The sequence below is a fragment of the Allonocardiopsis opalescens genome, from assembly GCF_003002095.1.
Lineage (GTDB): Bacteria > Actinomycetota > Actinomycetes > Streptosporangiales > Streptosporangiaceae > Allonocardiopsis > Allonocardiopsis opalescens.
In genome coordinates this window covers 1-17,225 of the sequence record NZ_PVZC01000017.1, presented here as the reverse complement: position 1 = coordinate 17,225, position 17,225 = coordinate 1, and the positions used below count along the sequence as shown (strand labels likewise).

Below are 17,225 nucleotides of genomic sequence, written 5' to 3'. Positions count from 1 at the left end.
AGCCTAGCCGGTCAGGGGTGGTTCTTCCGACAGGTTAACGGGTGTGGGGCGGGGTGGCGTGCGGTGGGGAGGCATGTGGTGGGCGGCTCTGCGGGGTGCCGCGGGCGGCGTCCTGTGTGCGGGGGTGTCGGTGCTGCACCGGGAGGCTTACGAACGAGGGCCAGGGGTGAAGCGTTCGCGGCGGACCGTCGCCTTCTTGCCCTTGACGGTGCTGTGGCGGAGGGCGGAGATGACGTCGTCGGCGGCGGATTCGGGGACTTCCACCAGGGAGAAGCGGTCGGCGATCTCGATGGCGCCGATCTCGCGGCCGCCCAGGCCGGACTCGCCGGCGATGGCGCCGACGAGGTCTTGGGGGCGGATGCCGGCGCTGCGGCCGATGCCGAAGAAGAGGCGGGTCATGCCGTCGGCGGGGGTGCGGCCGCGGTGTGCCCTGCGGTCGCGGGGGCCGCGGCCGGGGTGGTCTCTGCCGTCGCGCTGGTCGCGGTCGAAGCGGTCGTCGCGGTCGGCGCGCGGGGCGATCTGCGGGATCTCCTCCTCGTCGACGGCCGCGCCGCCCGACTCGTAGGCGAGCTTCACAGCGGCCAGCGCGACCTCCATGATGTCGAACTCCTCGGCGAGGGGTTCGACGGCGGCGCGGAAGCGGTCGAGGTCGTCCTCCATGAGGCTTTCGTGCAGCGCGGCGCGGGTGAGTTCGAGGCGGCGGGCGCGGAGGTCGGCGACGGTGGGGACCTTCTCGACGGTGATGCGCTGCTTGGTGGCCCGCTCGATGGCCTTGAGCATGCGGTGCTCGCGGGGCTGGGCGAGGGTGACGGCCACGCCCTCGCGGCCGGCCCGGCCCACCCGGCCGATGCGGTGGACGTAGGACTCGGGGGCCGAGGGGACGTTGTAGTTCACGACGAGGGTGAGCTGTTCGATGTCGAGGCCGCGGGCGGCGACGTCGGTGGCGATGAGGAGTTCGGCGGTGCCGTTGCGGAGGCGGCCCATGACGCGCTCGCGCTGCTCCTGGCCCATGCCGCCGTGCAGGGCCTCGGCGCGGTAGCCGCGGCCGTTGAGGGTCTCGGTGAGCTCGTCGACTTCTTCGCGGGTGCGGCAGAAGACGATCGCGGCGGTGGGGGTCTCGACGTCGAGGACGCGGCTGAGCGCGGCGGGCTTGTGGGCGCGGGCGACCACGTAGGCGGTCTGCCGGACCAGCGGCGTGCCGGCCGTGTCGGTGGTCGCGCGGCCCATCTGGATGCGGACCGGGTCACGGAGGTAGCTGCCGGCCAGGGTCTCGATGCGCGGCGGCACGGTGGCCGAGAACAGGACCGTCTGGCGGGATTCGGGGGTCTCGGCCAGGATCGCCTCGATGTCCTCGACGAAGCCCATGTCCAGCATCTCGTCGGCCTCGTCGAGCACGACCGTCTCGACGTCGTTGAGGTTCAGGGTCTCGCGGCGGAGGTGGTCCAGCGCCCGGCCCGGGGTGGCGACGACGACGTCGACGCCGCGGTCGAGGGCCTTGACCTGCCGGCCGATCGGCTGCCCGCCGTAGATGGGCAGGACGCGTACGCCCAGCTCGCGGCCGTAGCGGTGGAAGGCCTGCGAGACCTGGACGGCGAGCTCGCGGGTGGGGGTGAGGATCAGGGCGGCCGGGCCGGCGGGCCGTTCGCCGGCGGGCATCCGCTGCAGGACGGGCAGCGCGAACGCGGCCGTCTTGCCGGTGCCCGTCGCCGCCTGCCCGAGCAGGTCGCGGCCGCGCGACAGCGGCGGGATCGCCTCGCGCTGGATCGGCGTCGGCTCCTCGTAGCCCAGGGCGGCCAGGGCGCGCAGGAGTTCGGGGCGCAGCTCCAGGTCGACGAAGCTCGCCGCACCGTCGGATGCGTTCATGGTCATCGTCGGATCCTCCTCCGCCACCCGCTACCTCAGGGCCTGTCGGATGACACACGTGTGCCCGCGCCCTTCCGCGCGCGGCGGCGGGGCACGGGCGTCGGCGAGGTCGTCAGGGGCGCGCGTCGCCGACGGTGGGGGCATGGTCGACCCGGACAGGGTCACGGCCCATCTTCGCAGACGGTACAGGTGGTGCGGTCCCTTCGCATTTGAACGGCGTCCGGACGCCGGCGGCCGTGCGGGCGACCGCGGGGTGGGCGCTGTGAGGGGGTGGGTGGCGTGCGCGCGGAGCGGCGTGCGGGGGTGGACGCGCGTGGGGGCGGGCGTGCTGGATGTGCGGACGGTCTGTGCGGGTGCCGTCCGGCCGCCAGGACGCGGCGGTAGCGGGCATGGCTCCGCCCAGGTCGCAGGGGGAACCCCTTGTTCAACATCGTGCCAGGTGGGCGTGCCTGCGGGCCTGTCCGTTCGTGCGCCTGTGGATGAGAGGGGTGCGCGGACCCGGGTTGTCCACGGTTTCGCGGTCGGGGTTGACGTGGAGCGGCGCTTGGGGGCGCGCGTTCCGCGTACGGAGGGAGCGTCGACAACAGGGCCATGTGGAGAGGAGCCGAGGGCGTTGGCGCCGGTCGTCGCGTCCGGCGTGGCCGTCGGCCCTGTCGATGCGGCGGGGGTTGTCAGCGGGGCCGGTACGGGTGCGTGGTCGGGGCCGGGCTTCGCTCCGGAGCGCGCGGACCGTGTCCGCGCCGATGGTCGGCGGCCATGTCTGCGGGTGGAGCAGTTCGGGTGGCGCAGCTGGTCGTGTCCGTGGTGGTCCGGACGGATGGTCGTCGGCAGTGCTTGCGGGGCCGTTGGAGTGGTGCTGCCGGCGGGTGGTCCCTTCGGCGGCGCGCCGGTCGTGTTTGCAGGTGGTCCGCTCGGGCGGCGTGCAGGCCGTGTCTGCGGATGGCTCGCTCGCGTGGCGCCGGTCGCGCCTGCGGGCGGCTGGCTCCTTCGGGCGGCGCCGCCGGTCGCGTCCGTGGGCGGCCCGTTCGGGCGGCGCCCGTCGTGCCTGCGCGTGGCCGGCTCGGACGGCGCCGCCTGCCGTCCCCGCGCCGATACCGGATGTTGGCCGCGCGGGAACGCGGGCAGGCGCCGACGGGACGAGGGGGTGGTGGCGGTGCCGTCAGCGGCCGACCGCGGGGCCGAGCGGGAGGAGATGGTGCGGCGCCAGCTCGCGGCGCGCGGGGTGGCGGACGCGGCGGTGCTGGCCGCGATGGCGGAGGTGCCCAGGGAGGTCTTCGTGCCCGAGGACCTGGCCGCGTTCGCCTACCAGGACGGGCCGCTGCCGATCGGGTACGGGCAGACGATCTCGCAGCCCTACGTCGTGGCGAGGATGGCCGAGGCCCTGGAGTTGCGGCCCGGCGACAGGGTCCTGGAGGTCGGCACCGGCTCCGGGTACGCCGCGGCCGTGCTGAGCCGGGTGGCGCACGCGGTGTTCACGGTCGAGCGGCACGCGCCGCTCGCGGCGGCCGCCCGCGAGCGGCTGCGGCGCCTGGGCTACGACGGGGTCACGGTACGGCACGCCGACGGCACCGGGGGCTGGGCCGAGCACGCTCCCTACGACGCGGTCATGGCCGCGGCCGCGCCCCGCGAACTGCCCGCCGCGCTCAGCGAGCAGCTGGCGGTCGGCGGCCGCCTGGTCGCCCCGGTCGGGGACCCCCTCGGCGGGCAGTCGCTGCTGCGCGTCCGACGCGCGGGCCCCGCCGACTTCCGCACCGAGGACCTCGGTCCGGTCCGCTTCGTGCCGCTGCTGCCGGGGACGGGCGAGGAGCGGCGCGAGTGAGGCGTCGCCGCGGACCGAGCAGCCGAGCGATGACGGCCTCGGTCCGGCTTGGGCGGTGGACGGTGCGCGCTGGTGCTGTGCGTGTCGGCGTGCGGGTGGCCGTCGTGTCGGCCGTTGCGCGGGTCGGGTTCAGCGCGTGCCGCTGCCGTCATGGGCGGACGCGCCGCATCGCACTGAGCGGTGGCGGCCTCGGGTCGGATCCTGGACGGTGGACGGCGTTCGCGCTGGTGCTCTGCGTGTCGGCATGCCGGTGACCGTCGCGTCGGCCGTTCTGGGGTGGGTTCAGCGCGTGCCGCTGCCGTCATGGGCGGACGCGCTGCCTTGCATCGAGCGGCAACGGCCCCGGTCAGGCACTGGACGGTGGGCAGTGTTCGCCTGGTGCCGTGGGTATCGGCGTGCCGCCGGCGCGTCGGCAAGGCGCGTTGCGGGAGTCGGGTTCTGTCATGGGCGAACGCGCTGCCGTGCACCGAGCCGTGGCAGCCTGGGTCGAGCTCTGGGCGGGGGACGGTGTTCGCACTGGTGCATCGGCCTCGGCATGCCGGTAGCCGTCGCGTCGGCCGGACGCGTTGTGGGGGACGGGGTCGGCACCTGCCGCCGCGGTGCCGCGGGTGCCGGTGACCGCCGGGTCGGTCGGGTCCGACCCCGTCACTTCACCGCCCCCGCTGTGACGCCGCGGGTGAGGGTGCGCTGGAAGATGAAGAAGAAGACGAGCATCGGGATGACGCCGAGGAGGGCGGCGGCGCTGAGGCCGGTGGGGTCGCTGGTGTACTGGCTCTCCATGACGGCGAGGCCGATCGGGACGGTGTGGTTGTCGTTGGAGATGAGCAGGACCAGGGGGACCAGGAACTCGTTCCAGCTCCAGACGAAGAAGAAGACGCACATGACCGAGAGGGTGGGCCAGCTCAGCGGGAGGACGACCCGCCACAGCACGGTCCAGCGGCCCGCGCCGTCCAGTTCGGCGGCCTCCAGGAGTTCGCGGGGGAAGCTCGCGAAGACCGAGGACAGCAGGTAGGTGCCGAAGGCGCTGTACACGACGCCGATCAGGATGGTGTAGCCGATCTTGGTGTCGTAGAGCCCGATCTCGCGGAACAGGTAGTAGACGGGGTAGATCATGCCCTCCTGCGGCAGCACGTTCGCGGCGAGGAAGAAGATGAGCAGGGACACCCGGAAGCGGCTGCGGCCGATGCCGATGGCGTAGGCGTTGAACAGCGCGAGCACCACCGCGATCGCCACCACGCCCAGGCTGGTCTGGACGCTGTTGACGAGCTTCTGGGTGAAGTCGACCCGCTCCCAGACCTCGGCGAGGACGGCCCAGTCCCATTCGGCCGGCCACGACAGCGGGCCGTTGGTGCGGAAGTCGGCCGAGGTCTTGAAGGAGTTGAGCAGGATCACGGCGAAGGGCGCGAGGAAGACCACGACGGCGACGGTCAGCACCGCCGCGACGCCGTAGGACGCGAGGCCCGCGAGGCCCCTGCGGAGACGCCGGCGCCGCGGCGCCTGGGGTGGCGGGCTCGCCGGCTCGGCGACGACGGGGGCCATGCCGCATCACACCTCTCGGTCCGCGCTGTTCTGCCGGAAGAGGAAGACGGCCGCGATGACCAGCACCATCACCGTCATCAGGGTGGAGATGGCGGAGGCGTAGCCGACCTGGGCCCGTTCGAAGAAGTTCTGGTAGGCGAAGTAGGACGGGACCAGCGTCGCGGTGCCGGGGCCGCCGCCGGTCAGCACGTAGATCTGCGAGAAGACCTTCAGCGCGGCGATCGTGGTGGTCACCAGCACGACGTAGAGCTCGGGGCGCAGCAGCGGCACCGTGATGGCGGTGAAGCGCTGGAACCAGGAGGCGCCGTCGATGTCGGCCGCCTCGTACAGCTGCGGGTCGATCCGCTGGAGTCCGGCCAGGAAGAGCACCAGCGGGTAGCCGAGCTGGATCCAGACCAGTACCGCGAGCACGCTCCACAGCGCGAGGTCGGGGTCGCCGAGCCAGTTGCGGGCCAGCCCGCCGAGGCCGACGGCGGCCAGCATCCGGTTGAGGGCGCCGTCGGGGGCGAGGATCCAGCCCCACATCAGCCCGGTCACCGCGACCGGGATGACCTGCGGCAGGTACAGCCCGCCGCGCAGCCCGCTGACCAGCCCGCGCCGGATCCGGGCGACGTGGTCGAAGAGCAGGGTGGCCACGACCAGGCCGAGCAGGGTCGGCACCACGGCCATGCCGATGATGATGAAGCCGATATTGCGGAAGGACGCCCAGAAGGCGTCGTCCTGGAGGAGGCGGAGGTAGTTGTCGAGGCCGATGAACTCGGCGGGGCCGATGCCCTGCCAGCGGGTGAAGCTGTAGCCGACGGTCATCGCCAGCGGGACCACCAGGACCAGCACGCACAGCGCCAGTCCCGGAAGGAGGTAGATCCCGTAGCCCGCCACCCGGTGCGACCGGGCCGGCCGGTGTGCGTGCTGCGTCACCTTCACTCCTTGGCGCGGACGGCGGCCGGCCGCCGTCCGCGCGTGTCGTGGGTCGGCCGGGCCGCCTCAGTCGAGGGACGCGACGTGCTCCTGGTAGGGGACGGCGATCTGGTCCAGCACCTCGTGCGGCGGGCTGCCGTTCATCAGGTTCTGGACGGCCGCCATGTAGGTGTCGTAGTAGCCCGCCACCGGCCAGTCGGGGTAGAAGGCGAGGTTGCCGGTGCTCTGCAGCTCGTGGAAGCCGGCCACGACGCCGCGGGTCCGCTCGTCCTCGATGGCGTCGATGTCGGCGGCCAGCGGGATGTTGCCCTCGTCGCCGATCAGCTCCTGGATCTCCGGCGACATGGTGATGTCGATGAAGTCGTAGGCGAGCTCCTGGTTCTCCGAGCGCGCCGGGACGACCCACATGTTGCCGGCGGAGCCGGGGGCCAGCTCGCTGCCGGGGAAGGGCACCGCGCCCCACTCGAAGTCCTGGATGTCGTCGGCGAAGCCGCCGTACCACCAGTTGCCGCCGACCATGATCGGGTACTGGCCGGAGACGAAGCCCTCGGTCATCTCGGTGCCCTCCAGACCGACGGCGTCGGGGTCGAAGAAGCCCCGGTCCAGCCAGTCGCGGTAGGTCTCGGCGGCGTAGCTCCACTCCGGGCCGTGGAAGTCCACCTCGCCCTCGAAGAACTGGTAGTCGCGCACCCACTGCTGGTCGGCCTGGGAGAGGGCGAGCAGGTAGAGCCAGTGCTGGGCCGGGTGGTCGCCGCCGGCGTTGGCGATGGGGGTGACGCCGGCGGCGGCGAAGTCCTCCAGGGCCGCCTCGAAACCGGCGGCGTCGGTGGGCACGTCGATCCCGTGCTCGTCGAACAGGTCCTGGTTGTAGTACATGAGGACGTACTCGCCGTAGTTCGGGATCCCGTACCAGGTGTCGCCGTCCATCAGGCCGTTCTCGTCGTAGCGGGCCGTGGCGGACAGGTGCTCGTTGATCTGCTCCGTCCAGCCGCGCTCCTGCGCCACCTGGGTGAGGTCGGTGAGCAGCCCCTGCGAGGAGAGCAGGCCGGCGGTCGCGTTGCCCTTGTTGTACTCCATGACGTCGGGCGCCTCGTCGGAGTTGAGCACCATGCCGGTGGTCTGCTGGATCTGCTCGAAGGTCCGCAGCTCCAGCTGGACGGTCACCCCCGGATGGGTCCGCTCGAACTCCTCGATGGCGGCGTCCCAGGCCACGTCGAGCGCGCCGCCCTCCTGCTCGTAGTGCCAGACGGTGAGGGTCTGGCCGTCGGCGCCGTCCGAGCCGCCGCAGCCGGCGGCGGCGAGCGTCAGCGCGGCCGCCGTTCCCACGGCCAGGCAGCGGGTCCTGTGTCTGCGTCTCACGCTTCCACCTCTCTCGGCCGCGACCGCGCCGCGGTCACGGGATGTCGCGGCGGTGTACTCGTGCCTCCCAGGCGGACAGGGTCACGGCGGCGGCCGCCGGGGAGCGGTCCGGCACGTTGGCGATCAGCGTCTCGGCTCCGGCCCAGCCCTCGGGCGGCTCGAAGGTGACGGCTTCGCCGGTGAAGTTGCCGAGGACGAGCAGTTCGGTGCCGCTGCCGGGATGGCGGCGCACGAACGCGTAGACGCGTTCGTCCTCGGGGGCCAGCATGGTGAAGTCGCCGTGGGTGACGGCGGGTTCGGTGTGGCGCAGCTCGATGAGGCGCCGGTAGTGGTGCAGGACCGAGTCGGGGTCGGCGAGCTGGGCCGCCGCGTTCACCTCCTTGTGGTCGGGGTTGACCGCGATCCAGGGCCGGCCGGTGGTGAAGCCGGCGTGCTCGGAGCCGTCCCACTGCATCGGGGTGCGGGCGTTGTCGCGGCCGCGGGCGCGCAGGGCGGCCAGGACCCGGGCCGGGTCCTCGCCGGCGGCGACGGCCTCGCGGTAGTGGTTGAGCGACTCGATGTCGCGGAAGTCCTCGATCGCGCCGAAGGGCGCGTTGGCCATGCCCAGCTCCTCGCCCTGGTAGACGTAGGGGGTGCCGCGGTGCAGGTGCAGCACGGTGGCCAGCATGGTCGCGGAGCGGGCGCGGTGGGCGGGGGAGTCGTCGCCGAAGCGGGAGACGGCGCGCGGCTGGTCGTGGTTGTTCCAGTACAGGCTGTTCCAGCCGGTGTCGGCCAGGCCCTGCTGCCAGCCGCCCAGCGACGCCTTGAGGTCCGTGAGCCGCAGCGGCCTGGGGTCGAACTTGCCGCCGGGGCCGGCGTCCAGGCTGACGTGCTCGAACTGGAAGACCATGTCCACCTCGGCCCGCGCCGGGTCGGTGAAGAGCCTGGCCTCCTCGACGGTGACGCCCGGCATCTCGCCCACGGTGAGCAGCGGCTCGGGCCGCCCGGCCACGACCTCGCGGTGCGTTTCGGCCAGGAACTCGTGGATCCGCGGGCCGCAGATGTAGTGCGGGCCGCCGTCGGCGAACCTGGCGCCCGTCTGGTCGGGCCGGCCGTCGGGCAGCCGCGGGTCCTTGGAGATGAAGTTGATGACGTCCATCCGGAAGCCGTCGACGCCCCGGTCCAGCCACCAGCGCATCATCGTGTGGACGGCCGCCCTGACCTCGGGGTTCTCCCAGTTCAGGTCGGGCTGCTTGCGGGAGAACAGGTGCAGGTAGTACTCGCCGCTCGCTTCGTCGAACTCCCAGGCCGAGCCGCCGAACATGGAGCGCCAGTTGTTCGGCTCGGCGCCCGGGGTGCCGGGGACCGTGCCCGGGCGGGCCGGGCGCCACCAGTACCAGTCGCGCCGGGGACCGCCTGGGCCCTGCCCGCGGGAGGCGGTGAACCAGGGGTGCTCGTCGGAGGTGTGGTTGACGACCAGGTCCATCACCAGGCGCATGCCGCGCTCGTGCACGGCGGCCAGCAGCGCGTCGAAGTCGGCCAGGGTGCCGAACACGGGGTCGATGCCCTGGTAGTCGCTGATGTCGTAGCCGTTGTCGTCCTGCGGCGAGGGGTAGACGGGCGACAGCCACAGCACGTCCACGCCGAGGCGGGTGAGGTGGTCGAGCCGGGAGGTGATGCCGGGGAGGTCCCCGATGCCGTCGCCGTCGGAGTCGGCGAAGCTGCGCGGGTAGACCTGGTAGACGACGGCGGACTTCCACCACGGCTCGGCGTCGGCCGCGAAGACCTCGGACACGTCAGGACCTCATACCGCCCGGTTCGCCGCGGTGCGCGGCGGGCCGGCGCGGTCTCGTAGCAGGGGCTGAACCGCGGGTCGTGCGTCGTGCGCTGCCGTTATTTGTAAGATGAAATTATTCGTGCGTCAACCCTGGGGCGGCGGCGGACGGGCCCGTCACCGGGCGGCCTGGACGACCTCCCTGATCGCCAGGCAGGCGGCGCCGCGCGCCCACATGTAGTCGTCGGCGCGGTGGACGACCACCTCGCAGTCGGCCGCCGCGGAGGAGAAGCCGTGCGCCGCGAGGGTGTCGCGGCAGGCCGGGCCGAACAGCTCGTAGGACTGGGCGGCCTCGCCGGTGAGGACGATCTTCTCGGGGTTGACCAGGTTGCACAGGGTGGCCAGGGCCCGGCCCAGCGCCGCGCCCATCGCGGCGAAGGCGCCCAGCGCCGCCGCGTCGCCGGCCTGCGCCCGGGCCCGGGCCTCGGCGATGGAGGTGCACGGTGCGCCCGAGGCGGCGGAGACGGCCGCCAGGACGGCCGCGTCGGAGGCCAGGGTCTCCACGCAGCCGCGGTTCCCGCACGAGCACGGCGGCCCGTCGGCCTGGACCGGTATGTGGCCCAGCTCTCCGGCCAGGCCGGTGGCGCCGGTGAAGAGGTCGCCCTTGAGCAGCAGGCCGCAGCCGACGCCCGCGCCGACCGTGACCACCGCCAGCGACTCGTGGCCGCGGCCCGCGCCGAACCACGCCTCGGCGACCAGCAGCGCGTTCGTGTCGTTGTTCACCACGACGGGCAGCCCGAGGGCCGCCGACAGCGGGCCGGCCACGTCCACGTCGGCCCAGCCCATGACCCCCGACCACACGCAGCGCCCGGTGGCGGCGTCCACATGCCCGCCGATCCCGACCCCGACGCCCAGCAGGCGCTCGTCCGAGCGCTCCTCGGAGGCGAGCAGGTAGCCCACGGCCTGCGAGGCGAGCGCCAGGACGTCGTCGGGGCCGGCGCCGGCCGCCACGGGCAGCCGGCTCTTGGCGATCACCGTCGCCTCCAGGTCGGTCAGCACGGCCGTGACGCCGTTGGGCGCCAGCTTGACCCCCACCACGAGGTGGCGGTCGCGCGCCACGGCCAGGATGCGCTGCGGGCGGCCCCCTGAGCTGCGGAAGCCGACCTCCACCAGGTACCCGGTCTGCACCAGCGGGTTGACGGCCCGGGTGACGGTCGACTGCGACAGGCCGAGCCGCCGCGCCAGCTCCGTGCGCGAGGAGGGGCCCGCGGTGAGGATGTCGGCGAAGATCGCCGCCCGGGTGCCGTCGGCCACCACCCCCGACGGCTCGGGACCGGCCGCCACCCGCCGGAAGCCGACCGCGCCCCCGGAGGCGGGCGCCGCGGCGGGGCTGGGCACGCGCGGCGCCGGACCTGCTGTCATACCCGGATTGTAAGTGGCCCCGCGGCGGCGCCTTCCGGCCGCGCCGCCGTCCGGGACCGGGCCCGGCCGGCAGCGGGAACGGGACCAGCGGCAGGGCGCTCAGCCCGGTGGCGCCGAGGACGAGGGCGCCGCGGCCGCGCGGTCTCGCCCGGTGCCGTCACCGCGGGTCCGGCGGAGGAGCGGGGCGCTCGGGCGCCATGGCGCACACCGGGCAGCCCGGGTCCCTGGGGAAGGGGGCCCACTCGGGGACGAGGCCGGCGCGAAGGTCGACGTGCACGTAGCTGCCGGCGGCGCGCGGGGACTCGAAGCCGGTCAGGTAGCGCAGCGCCTCGCAGGCGATCAGCGAGCCGATGTGCTGGGCCAGCGGGGCGATCAGGCCGTCCGCCGGCTGGAGATCGCCGGCCAGCCGCGTCGCGATCCAGGCGGAGTCGTGCTCCACCGGATCGAGGTCCTCAGACGCGGCGCAGTTCAGGCAGGCGCTGCGGCCCGGATCCACCGAGTAGTAGCTCAGCCGGGAGTGGTCCATCCGGCCCGCGACCAGGGGCAGTCCGGCGCGGACGGCGGCCTCGTTCAGCCAGAAGTGCGCGTCGGGGCGGCCGTCGAGGCCGCCCGTCAGCACGTCGGCGTCCCCGACCAGGTCGAGCAGGTCCTCGGGGCTGGAGATCCACCGGTCGACCGCCCGCACCTCGATGGCCGGATCGTGGTCGCGCACCCACTCGGCGGCGCGCTCCGCCTTGGACCGCCCGATGTCGGCCCGCCGGTACAGGAACTGGTGCGCGAAGTCGCCCGGCTCGACCTGGTCGTGGTCCACGATGGTGAAGTGGCCGACGCCGAGGCCGGCCAGGCACTGGATGATCGAGGAGCCGATACCGCCCGCGCCGAGGACCAGGACGTGCGCGTCGCGCAGCCGCTGGACGAAGTGGGTCCTGGGGCGGTCCAGGCCGGTGAAGGCGCCGAAGAAGGCGAGGCCGGCGGCGTGCCGCTCGTCGGTCTCCGGGACGCCGAAGCGGCGGCACGCGGGTTCGACCAGGCCGAGGGTGTCCAGGCCGCGCAGGGCGGACCGCACCTCGGCCTCACTGAGCCGCACGCCCCGGTCGGCGAGGGCGCCGCGCAGCTCGGCGACCGACTTCGGTCCCTCGCTCAGCTCCTCCAGGTACGCGGCGATCCGCCCGCGGGGGTCGGCCACGATGACGGCCTCGCGCGGGTCGCTGACCACGATGAGGTCATCGCCGAACGGCTCCCAGAGGCATTCCTTCAAGGCGACGCGCATCGCTTCCCTCGATCGGTGCGGACGGGGGAGGGGCGGCACGGCGGACCGGGGGGATGTGGCCCGCCATGCCGCCCCACGGGGACGGGGCTGGAGAACTCGGGTCGCGGCCGGCCGCCGGAGCGGGTCCGACACGCGGATTCCCGCCGGCGCGGCTACCGGATCACCATCCGGGCGGTCGCCTTGACGGGTTCCGGTTCGCGGACGCCGATCCGCGCCGGAGGCTCCTGCCGGGGCGAGATCAGAGCATGATCCACTCGTAGCCCGTCGCCTTGAACGGCTCGGTCTCGCGGCTGCCGATCGTCACAGGGCACCTCCTTCGCGGAGCGGTCGGGACCTGCGGGCGGGGACGGACATCTGCGATCATTCACTGCGTCCCCACACGATCACCACAATGGCCGTCGGGCTGCGCTGGCGAGCGGGCGTCAGGAGGTGCCACCGTGGACTTCGCCGTGCTGGGTCCGGTCCAGGTCCGCCGCGAGGGCGCGGTGGTGCCGCTGAGCCGCAAGCAGCGCGCCGTGCTCGCCACCTTCCTGCTGCGGCCCGGCACCGTCGTCTCCCGCGACGAGCTGGTGGCCTGGGTCTGGGACGAGCCCCCGCAGTCGGCCGTGTCCAATGTGCAGACCTACGTCGCCCAGCTGCGCCGGGCGGGCGTGCGCGAGCTGCACACCCGGGGCGAGGGCTACCTGCTGGAGGTCGAGCGCGAAGGGCTCGACCTGTCGGCCTTCGAGGACGCCCTGGCGGAGGCCCGCCGGGACGCCGAGCGCGGCGACCTGCTCCTCGCCGACAAGCGCTTCGGCGACGCGCTGGAGCTGTGGCGCGGGCGCCCGGCCGAGGACGCGCCGCTGAGCGCCGCGGCGGCGCCGCGGATCGCCGAGCTGGTGGAGCGGGCGGCCGGCGCCAGGGCCGACTGGGTCGACGTCCGCCTCGACCTCGGCCTGCACGAGCCGCTGATCGGGGAGCTGCGCGCGCTGACCGCCACCGAGCCGCTGCGCGAGCGCGCCTGGTACCAGCTGATGCTGGCGCTGTACCGCGCGGGCCGGCGCGGCGAGGCGCTGGACGCCTACCATCGGGCGCGCGAGGTCCTCGTCGCGGAGCTGGGCATCGAGCCGGGGTCCGAGCTGCGCCGGCTGCACGCGGCGGTGCTGGACGGCGCCGCCTCGCTGCTCCCGGCCGCGCGCACCTCGGCCAGGAAGCCGCCGTCGTGGCAGGGGATCTGCCTGCTGCCCCGGGACACCGCCGACTTCACCGGCCGGGCCGAGGAGCTGGCCGCGCTGACCGCGGCCCTGCGCGCCCCGGCCCGCGGCGGCCCGGCCATCGCGGCCGTCACCGGCGCGCCGGGCGTCGGCAAGACCACCCTGGCGGTGCGCGCCGCGCACCTGCTGCGCGCCGCCTTCCCCGACGGCCAGCTGTTCGCGCGCCTCACCACGGCCGCCCACGTCCCGCGCGAGCCCGCCGCCGTGCTGGCCGAACTGCTGCGCGCCCTCGACGTGGACGGCGCCGTCATCCCGGAGTCCGCGGCCGAGCGCGCCGCGATGTTCCGGGCCAGGATCGCGGACCGCGCCGTCCTCCTCGTGCTCGACGACGCGGTCGACGAGGCCCGGCTGGAGCCGCTGCTGCCGGGCACGCCGGGCAGCGCCGCGGTCGTCACCTCGCGCGGCCCGCTGCCCGCGCTGCCCGGGGCGGCGGCGCTGCGCCTGGACGTGCCCGCCGAGGCCGACGCGCACGAACTCCTCGCCGCGGTGGCCGGCGGCGACCGGGTGCGCGACCGCCCCGAGGCGGCCCGGGCGATCGTGCGCGCCTGCGGGCGGCTGCCGCTGGCCATCAGGATCGCCGGGGCGCGGCTGGCCACCCGGCCGTCCTGGCCGCTGGACGACTTCGCGGCCCGGCTCCGAGACACCTCGGCCCGGCTGGACGAGCTGGCGACCCGGCGGCAGGACGTGCGCAGCACCTTCGCGCTCAGCTACGACGCCCTGCCCGCCGACGCCAGGCGCGCCTTCCGGCTGCTCGGCCTGGCCGACCTGCCCAGCGCGGCCGAGTGGTCGGTGACCGCGCTGACGGGAACGTCCGGTCGGGCCGCCGACCTGGGCATCGAGTCACTGGCGGCCAGCGGCCTGATCACCGCGAGCGAGACCGACGCCGCCGGGCAGCCGAGGTACCGGCTGCACGACCTGCTGCGGACCTTCGCCCGCGAGCGGGGCAGGGCCGAGGAGGACGAGCGGGCGCGCTCCGGCGCCCTGCGCCGGCTCGTCGCGGAGTCGCTGCACCGGGTCAGGCGGGCGTCGGCGGCGCTGCCGCACCCCTTCGCGCCGCCGCCGCCCGGCAGCCCCCCGCGCGCCGCGCCGGACCCGCACAGCGGCGCATGGCTGGCGGCCGAACGGGAGAACCTGATCGCCACCGTGCCACTGGCCATCGACTGCGACTCCGCGAAGGCGGCGGCCGAACTCGCCTACTTCCTCACCGGCTTCCTCGATCCGCACGGCTATCTCGACGACGCCGTGCGGATCTGGCAGGCGGTGCTCGACGGCGCGCGGCTGGCCGGCGACACCGCGACGGCGATGCACTCCCGGCTCGTGCTCGCGGACCTCGCCGTCGAGCGCCGGCGCTTCCGCGACGCGATGTCGGAGTACCGGGCGCTGCTCGGCTACTTCGAGCGCTGCGGCGACGAGCACGCCGCCGCGTACGCGATGAGCGGCCTGGGCACCTGCCGGCGCCTCACCGGCGCCTACGTCGACGCGCTCTCCGACGCGCTCTCCGACGCCAAGCGGGCGGTCGAACGCTTCGAGCGGCTCGACGACGGCGACGGCCTCATGTACGCCTGGTCGAACGTGGCCGCCATCCACCTGGAGCGGGCCGAGTACGACGCGGCGGTCGACGTGTGCCGCCGGATGCTGGAGCGGGTCGGCGGCGGCGAGCACGTGGCCTTCCACGCGCGGACCTCCCACGTGCTGGGGATCGCGCTGTACGAGCGGGGGGACGTGCGGCGGTCGATCCCCCACTTCGAGAAGGCCGTCAGCGGCTTCCGCGCCCTCGGCTGGCAGCGGCATGTGCTGCCGCCCCTGCGCCGCCTCGGCACCGCCAACAGCGCGCTGGGCCGCCACGACCGGGCCGCCGCGCTGCTCGACCGGTGCAGGCGGATGACGCTCGAAGCCGAGGACCTGCACGGCGAGGCCCTGACGGCCCACGCCCTCGGCGAGTTCTGGCTGCGCAAGGGCGACCACCGCGCGGCGCTGCGGCACTTCAGCACCTGCCGCGAGCTGCTGGGCCTGTACGGCGAGCCGGTGTGGCGGGCCCGCGCGCTGCGCGGGATCGCCGAGTGCCACCGCCGCCTGGGCGACCCGGCCGCCGCTGCCGAGGCGTCGGCCCAGGCCGACGTGCTCTTCTACGGGCCCGCCGCCGGCACGGCCTGACGGCCGCACGGGCACGGCGGGCCGCGGCGGCCGCCGCGGCCCGCCGCACCGGAGTGCGGGCGGTCAGACGAAGTTCACGTCACTGCAGATGTAGTAGGACTGGTCCATGTGCGACGCCTGCCAGATCGTGTAGACGACGTGGTGGCCCCTGCGGCCCGGCGCGTTCACGTTGACCTCCATGTAGGAGCTGGGCGCGAAGCGGCCGGTGGTGGTGATCAGCTCCAGGTCGCTCCAGCGCAGCCGCTGGGTGGCGGGGTTGAAGCCCTGGCGGGTGACGTAGACCTGGAGGTAGTCGGCGCCGTGCAGGGCCTGGTCGTGCAGGCGGACCCGGAAGCTGCTGCCGACGTTGGTCGTCCGCCAGGCGCCGGGGGTGTCCATGGCGCGGTAGCGTCCGTCGCCGGTGAGGCCGCCGCTGCACAACTGGCCGTCGGGGACGGCGCCGCGGTGGTTGCCGGCGACGTTCTCACGGTAGAGGCCGTTCCAGTTCCACATGGCGTTGGTGTCGGTCTGCCACGCCTGCCAGCACATCGGGTCCTGGGTCTGCATGATCGGGTTCTGGAAGTCGCTGCCCCAGCGCTGCCAGCAGCCGTAGTTGCGCGAGGCGGGGTCCACCACGGAGCCGTGGGCGGAGGCGGTCCCGGTCCACGAGAGGAAGCCGATCGCCAGGGCGGTCAGCACGGCGAGGACGCGGAGCGGTAGTCGGAGGGACAGGGCATGACGGTTCATCGGGAGGTCACCCTTCAAGCGGGGGGAAAGGATGATCTGGGAGCGCTCCCACAGGTACCCCGTCTGTTCCCGGCCGGCATCGGCCCAAAACTTGCGATCTGAAAGAAAGTAGGCCGATCGGCGCCGCGGAGCGGACGCGGCCCGGAACGGGGGAGTGGACGGGCATGGGTTTCCACATCAAGCGGGTGTACGACGAGCCGGATTCGGGCGACGGGTTCAGGGTGCTGGTGGACCGCCTCTGGCCGCGCGGCCTGTCCAAGGACCGGGCCGCTCTGGACCTCTGGCTCAAGGACGTGGCGCCGAGCCCGGAGCTGCGCACCTGGTTCGGCCATCGCGCCGACCGCTTCGCGGAGTTCGCCGAGCGCTACACGGCCGAACTCGACCGGAACCCGGCGGTCGACCGGCTCCGCGAGGCCGCCCGCGCGCACCCGGCCGTGACCCTGCTCTACGGGGCGAAGGACCCCGAGGTCAACCACGCCGCGGTGCTGGCGCGGTTCCTCGGCGGACGGGACTGACCGGCCGGGCCGGCCCTCGGCGCTAGGCGGACTTGTCGCGGCGCTCGGGCTCGTCGGCCTGGTGGTCGCGCGGGATGAGGGTGGGGTTCACATTGTCGAGGACGGTGGCGCGGTCGACGACGACGCGGGCGACGTCGTCGCGGCTGGGGACCTCGTACATGATGTTCAGCAGCACCTCTTCGAGGATGGCGCGGGTGGCGCGGGCGCCGGTGCGGCGGAGCAGGGCCTGCTCGGCGATGGCGTCCACGGCGTCGGGGGTGAACTCCAGTTCCACGCCGTCGATCTCGAAGAGCCGCTGGTACTGCTTGATCAGCGCGTTGCGCGGCTGGGTGAGGATGCGGGTCAGCGACTCGCGGTCCAGCGGGCGCACGGTGGACACGACCGGGAGCCGGCCGACGAACTCGGGGATCATGCCGAAGGCGAGGAGGTCTTCCGGCATGACCCGGGCGAAGGAGTCGGTGGCACCCTCGGCCTCCCTGGGGCGCAGCTCCGCGCCGAAGCCGATGCCCTGTCTGCCGACGCGGGCGTCGATGATGCGCTCCAGCCCGGCGAAGGCGCCGCCGCAGATGAACAGCACATTGGTCGTGTCGATCTGGATGAACTCCTGATGCGGATGCTTGCGGCCCCCCTGCGG

The 17,225-nt window shown here is 74.0% G+C and carries 12 protein-coding genes; 3 read left to right on the top strand and 9 right to left on the bottom strand.

Translation table 11 applies throughout. From position 1 onward, the window contains the following. Positions 1-147: 147 nt before the first annotated feature. Positions 148-1,869 carry a DEAD/DEAH box helicase gene (locus tag CLV72_RS31225; protein WP_106253816.1) on the bottom strand — a complete coding sequence of 574 codons (1,722 nt, stop codon included), beginning with the start codon at positions 1,867-1,869 and terminating at the stop codon, positions 148-150. Between the two features lie 1,141 nt (positions 1,870-3,010). On the opposite strand from CLV72_RS31225, the gene CLV72_RS31220 reads away from it, so the two are divergent. Next, positions 3,011-3,682: a protein-L-isoaspartate(D-aspartate) O-methyltransferase gene (locus CLV72_RS31220; protein WP_245930549.1), complete on the top strand. Its 672-nt coding sequence runs from the start codon at positions 3,011-3,013 to the stop codon at positions 3,680-3,682. 645 nt (positions 3,683-4,327) lie between these two features. Here CLV72_RS31220 and CLV72_RS31215 read toward each other — a convergent pair. From CLV72_RS31215 to CLV72_RS31190, 6 genes are all read right to left on the bottom strand, one after another. Further along, entirely contained in the window at positions 4,328-5,221 is an 894-nt protein-coding gene (locus CLV72_RS31215) for a carbohydrate ABC transporter permease (protein ID WP_106253815.1), read from the bottom strand. Positions 5,222-5,227: 6 nt separating this feature from the next. Further along, positions 5,228-6,139 carry a carbohydrate ABC transporter permease gene (locus CLV72_RS31210; RefSeq protein WP_245930548.1) on the bottom strand — a complete coding sequence of 304 codons (912 nt, stop codon included), beginning with the start codon at positions 6,137-6,139 and terminating at the stop codon, positions 5,228-5,230. 66 nt (positions 6,140-6,205) lie between these two features. Further along, positions 6,206-7,498: an ABC transporter substrate-binding protein gene (locus tag CLV72_RS31205; protein ID WP_106253814.1), complete on the bottom strand. Its 1,293-nt coding sequence runs from the start codon at positions 7,496-7,498 to the stop codon at positions 6,206-6,208. Between the two features lie 34 nt (positions 7,499-7,532). Beyond that, positions 7,533-9,272 carry an alpha-glucosidase gene (locus CLV72_RS31200; protein ID WP_106253813.1) on the bottom strand — a complete coding sequence of 580 codons (1,740 nt, stop codon included), beginning with the start codon at positions 9,270-9,272 and terminating at the stop codon, positions 7,533-7,535. Positions 9,273-9,428: 156 nt separating this feature from the next. Continuing rightward, on the bottom strand, positions 9,429-10,673 hold the full coding sequence (locus CLV72_RS31195; RefSeq protein ID WP_106253812.1) for an ROK family transcriptional regulator: 1,245 nt from the start codon (positions 10,671-10,673) through the stop codon (positions 9,429-9,431). A gap of 157 nt (positions 10,674-10,830) precedes the next feature. Beyond that, complete coding sequence (locus tag CLV72_RS31190; RefSeq protein ID WP_106253811.1) at positions 10,831-11,943, bottom strand: HesA/MoeB/ThiF family protein; 1,113 nt, start codon at positions 11,941-11,943, stop codon at positions 10,831-10,833. Between the two features lie 437 nt (positions 11,944-12,380). Between CLV72_RS31190 and CLV72_RS31185 the strand changes: the two genes are divergently transcribed. Beyond that, on the top strand, positions 12,381-15,350 hold the full coding sequence (locus CLV72_RS31185) for an AfsR/SARP family transcriptional regulator (RefSeq protein ID WP_106253810.1): 2,970 nt from the start codon (positions 12,381-12,383) through the stop codon (positions 15,348-15,350). Positions 15,351-15,413: 63 nt separating this feature from the next. Here the strand turns inward: CLV72_RS31185 and CLV72_RS31180 are convergent, their stop codons facing one another. Beyond that, the gene (locus CLV72_RS31180) at positions 15,414-16,076 is read right to left on the bottom strand and encodes a lytic polysaccharide monooxygenase auxiliary activity family 9 protein (RefSeq protein WP_106253809.1); all 663 of its coding nucleotides are present in this window, start codon (positions 16,074-16,076) and stop codon (positions 15,414-15,416) included. Positions 16,077-16,240: 164 nt separating this feature from the next. On the opposite strand from CLV72_RS31180, the gene CLV72_RS31175 reads away from it, so the two are divergent. Beyond that, on the top strand, positions 16,241-16,591 hold the full coding sequence (locus CLV72_RS31175) for a DUF488 domain-containing protein (RefSeq protein WP_106253808.1): 351 nt from the start codon (positions 16,241-16,243) through the stop codon (positions 16,589-16,591). A 22-nt stretch (positions 16,592-16,613) separates the two neighbouring features. Here CLV72_RS31175 and CLV72_RS31170 read toward each other — a convergent pair. Beyond that, positions 16,614-17,225 (bottom strand): AAA family ATPase (locus CLV72_RS31170; RefSeq protein ID WP_170141192.1); only part of this gene is annotated, 612 nt, incomplete at its 5' end.

Coding starts and splice junctions, on each gene's coding strand:
- CLV72_RS31225 (WP_106253816.1), bottom strand. CDS start 1,869: ATGACCATGAACGCATCCGACGGTGCGGCGAGCTTCGTCGACCTGGAG.
- CLV72_RS31215 (WP_106253815.1), bottom strand. CDS start 5,221: ATGGCCCCCGTCGTCGCCGAGCCGGCGAGCCCGCCACCCCAGGCGCCG.
- CLV72_RS31195 (WP_106253812.1), bottom strand. CDS start 10,673: ATGACAGCAGGTCCGGCGCCGCGCGTGCCCAGCCCCGCCGCGGCGCCC.
- CLV72_RS31190 (WP_106253811.1), bottom strand. CDS start 11,943: ATGCGCGTCGCCTTGAAGGAATGCCTCTGGGAGCCGTTCGGCGATGAC.
- CLV72_RS31180 (WP_106253809.1), bottom strand. CDS start 16,076: ATGAACCGTCATGCCCTGTCCCTCCGACTACCGCTCCGCGTCCTCGCC.
- CLV72_RS31175 (WP_106253808.1), top strand. CDS start 16,241: ATGGGTTTCCACATCAAGCGGGTGTACGACGAGCCGGATTCGGGCGAC.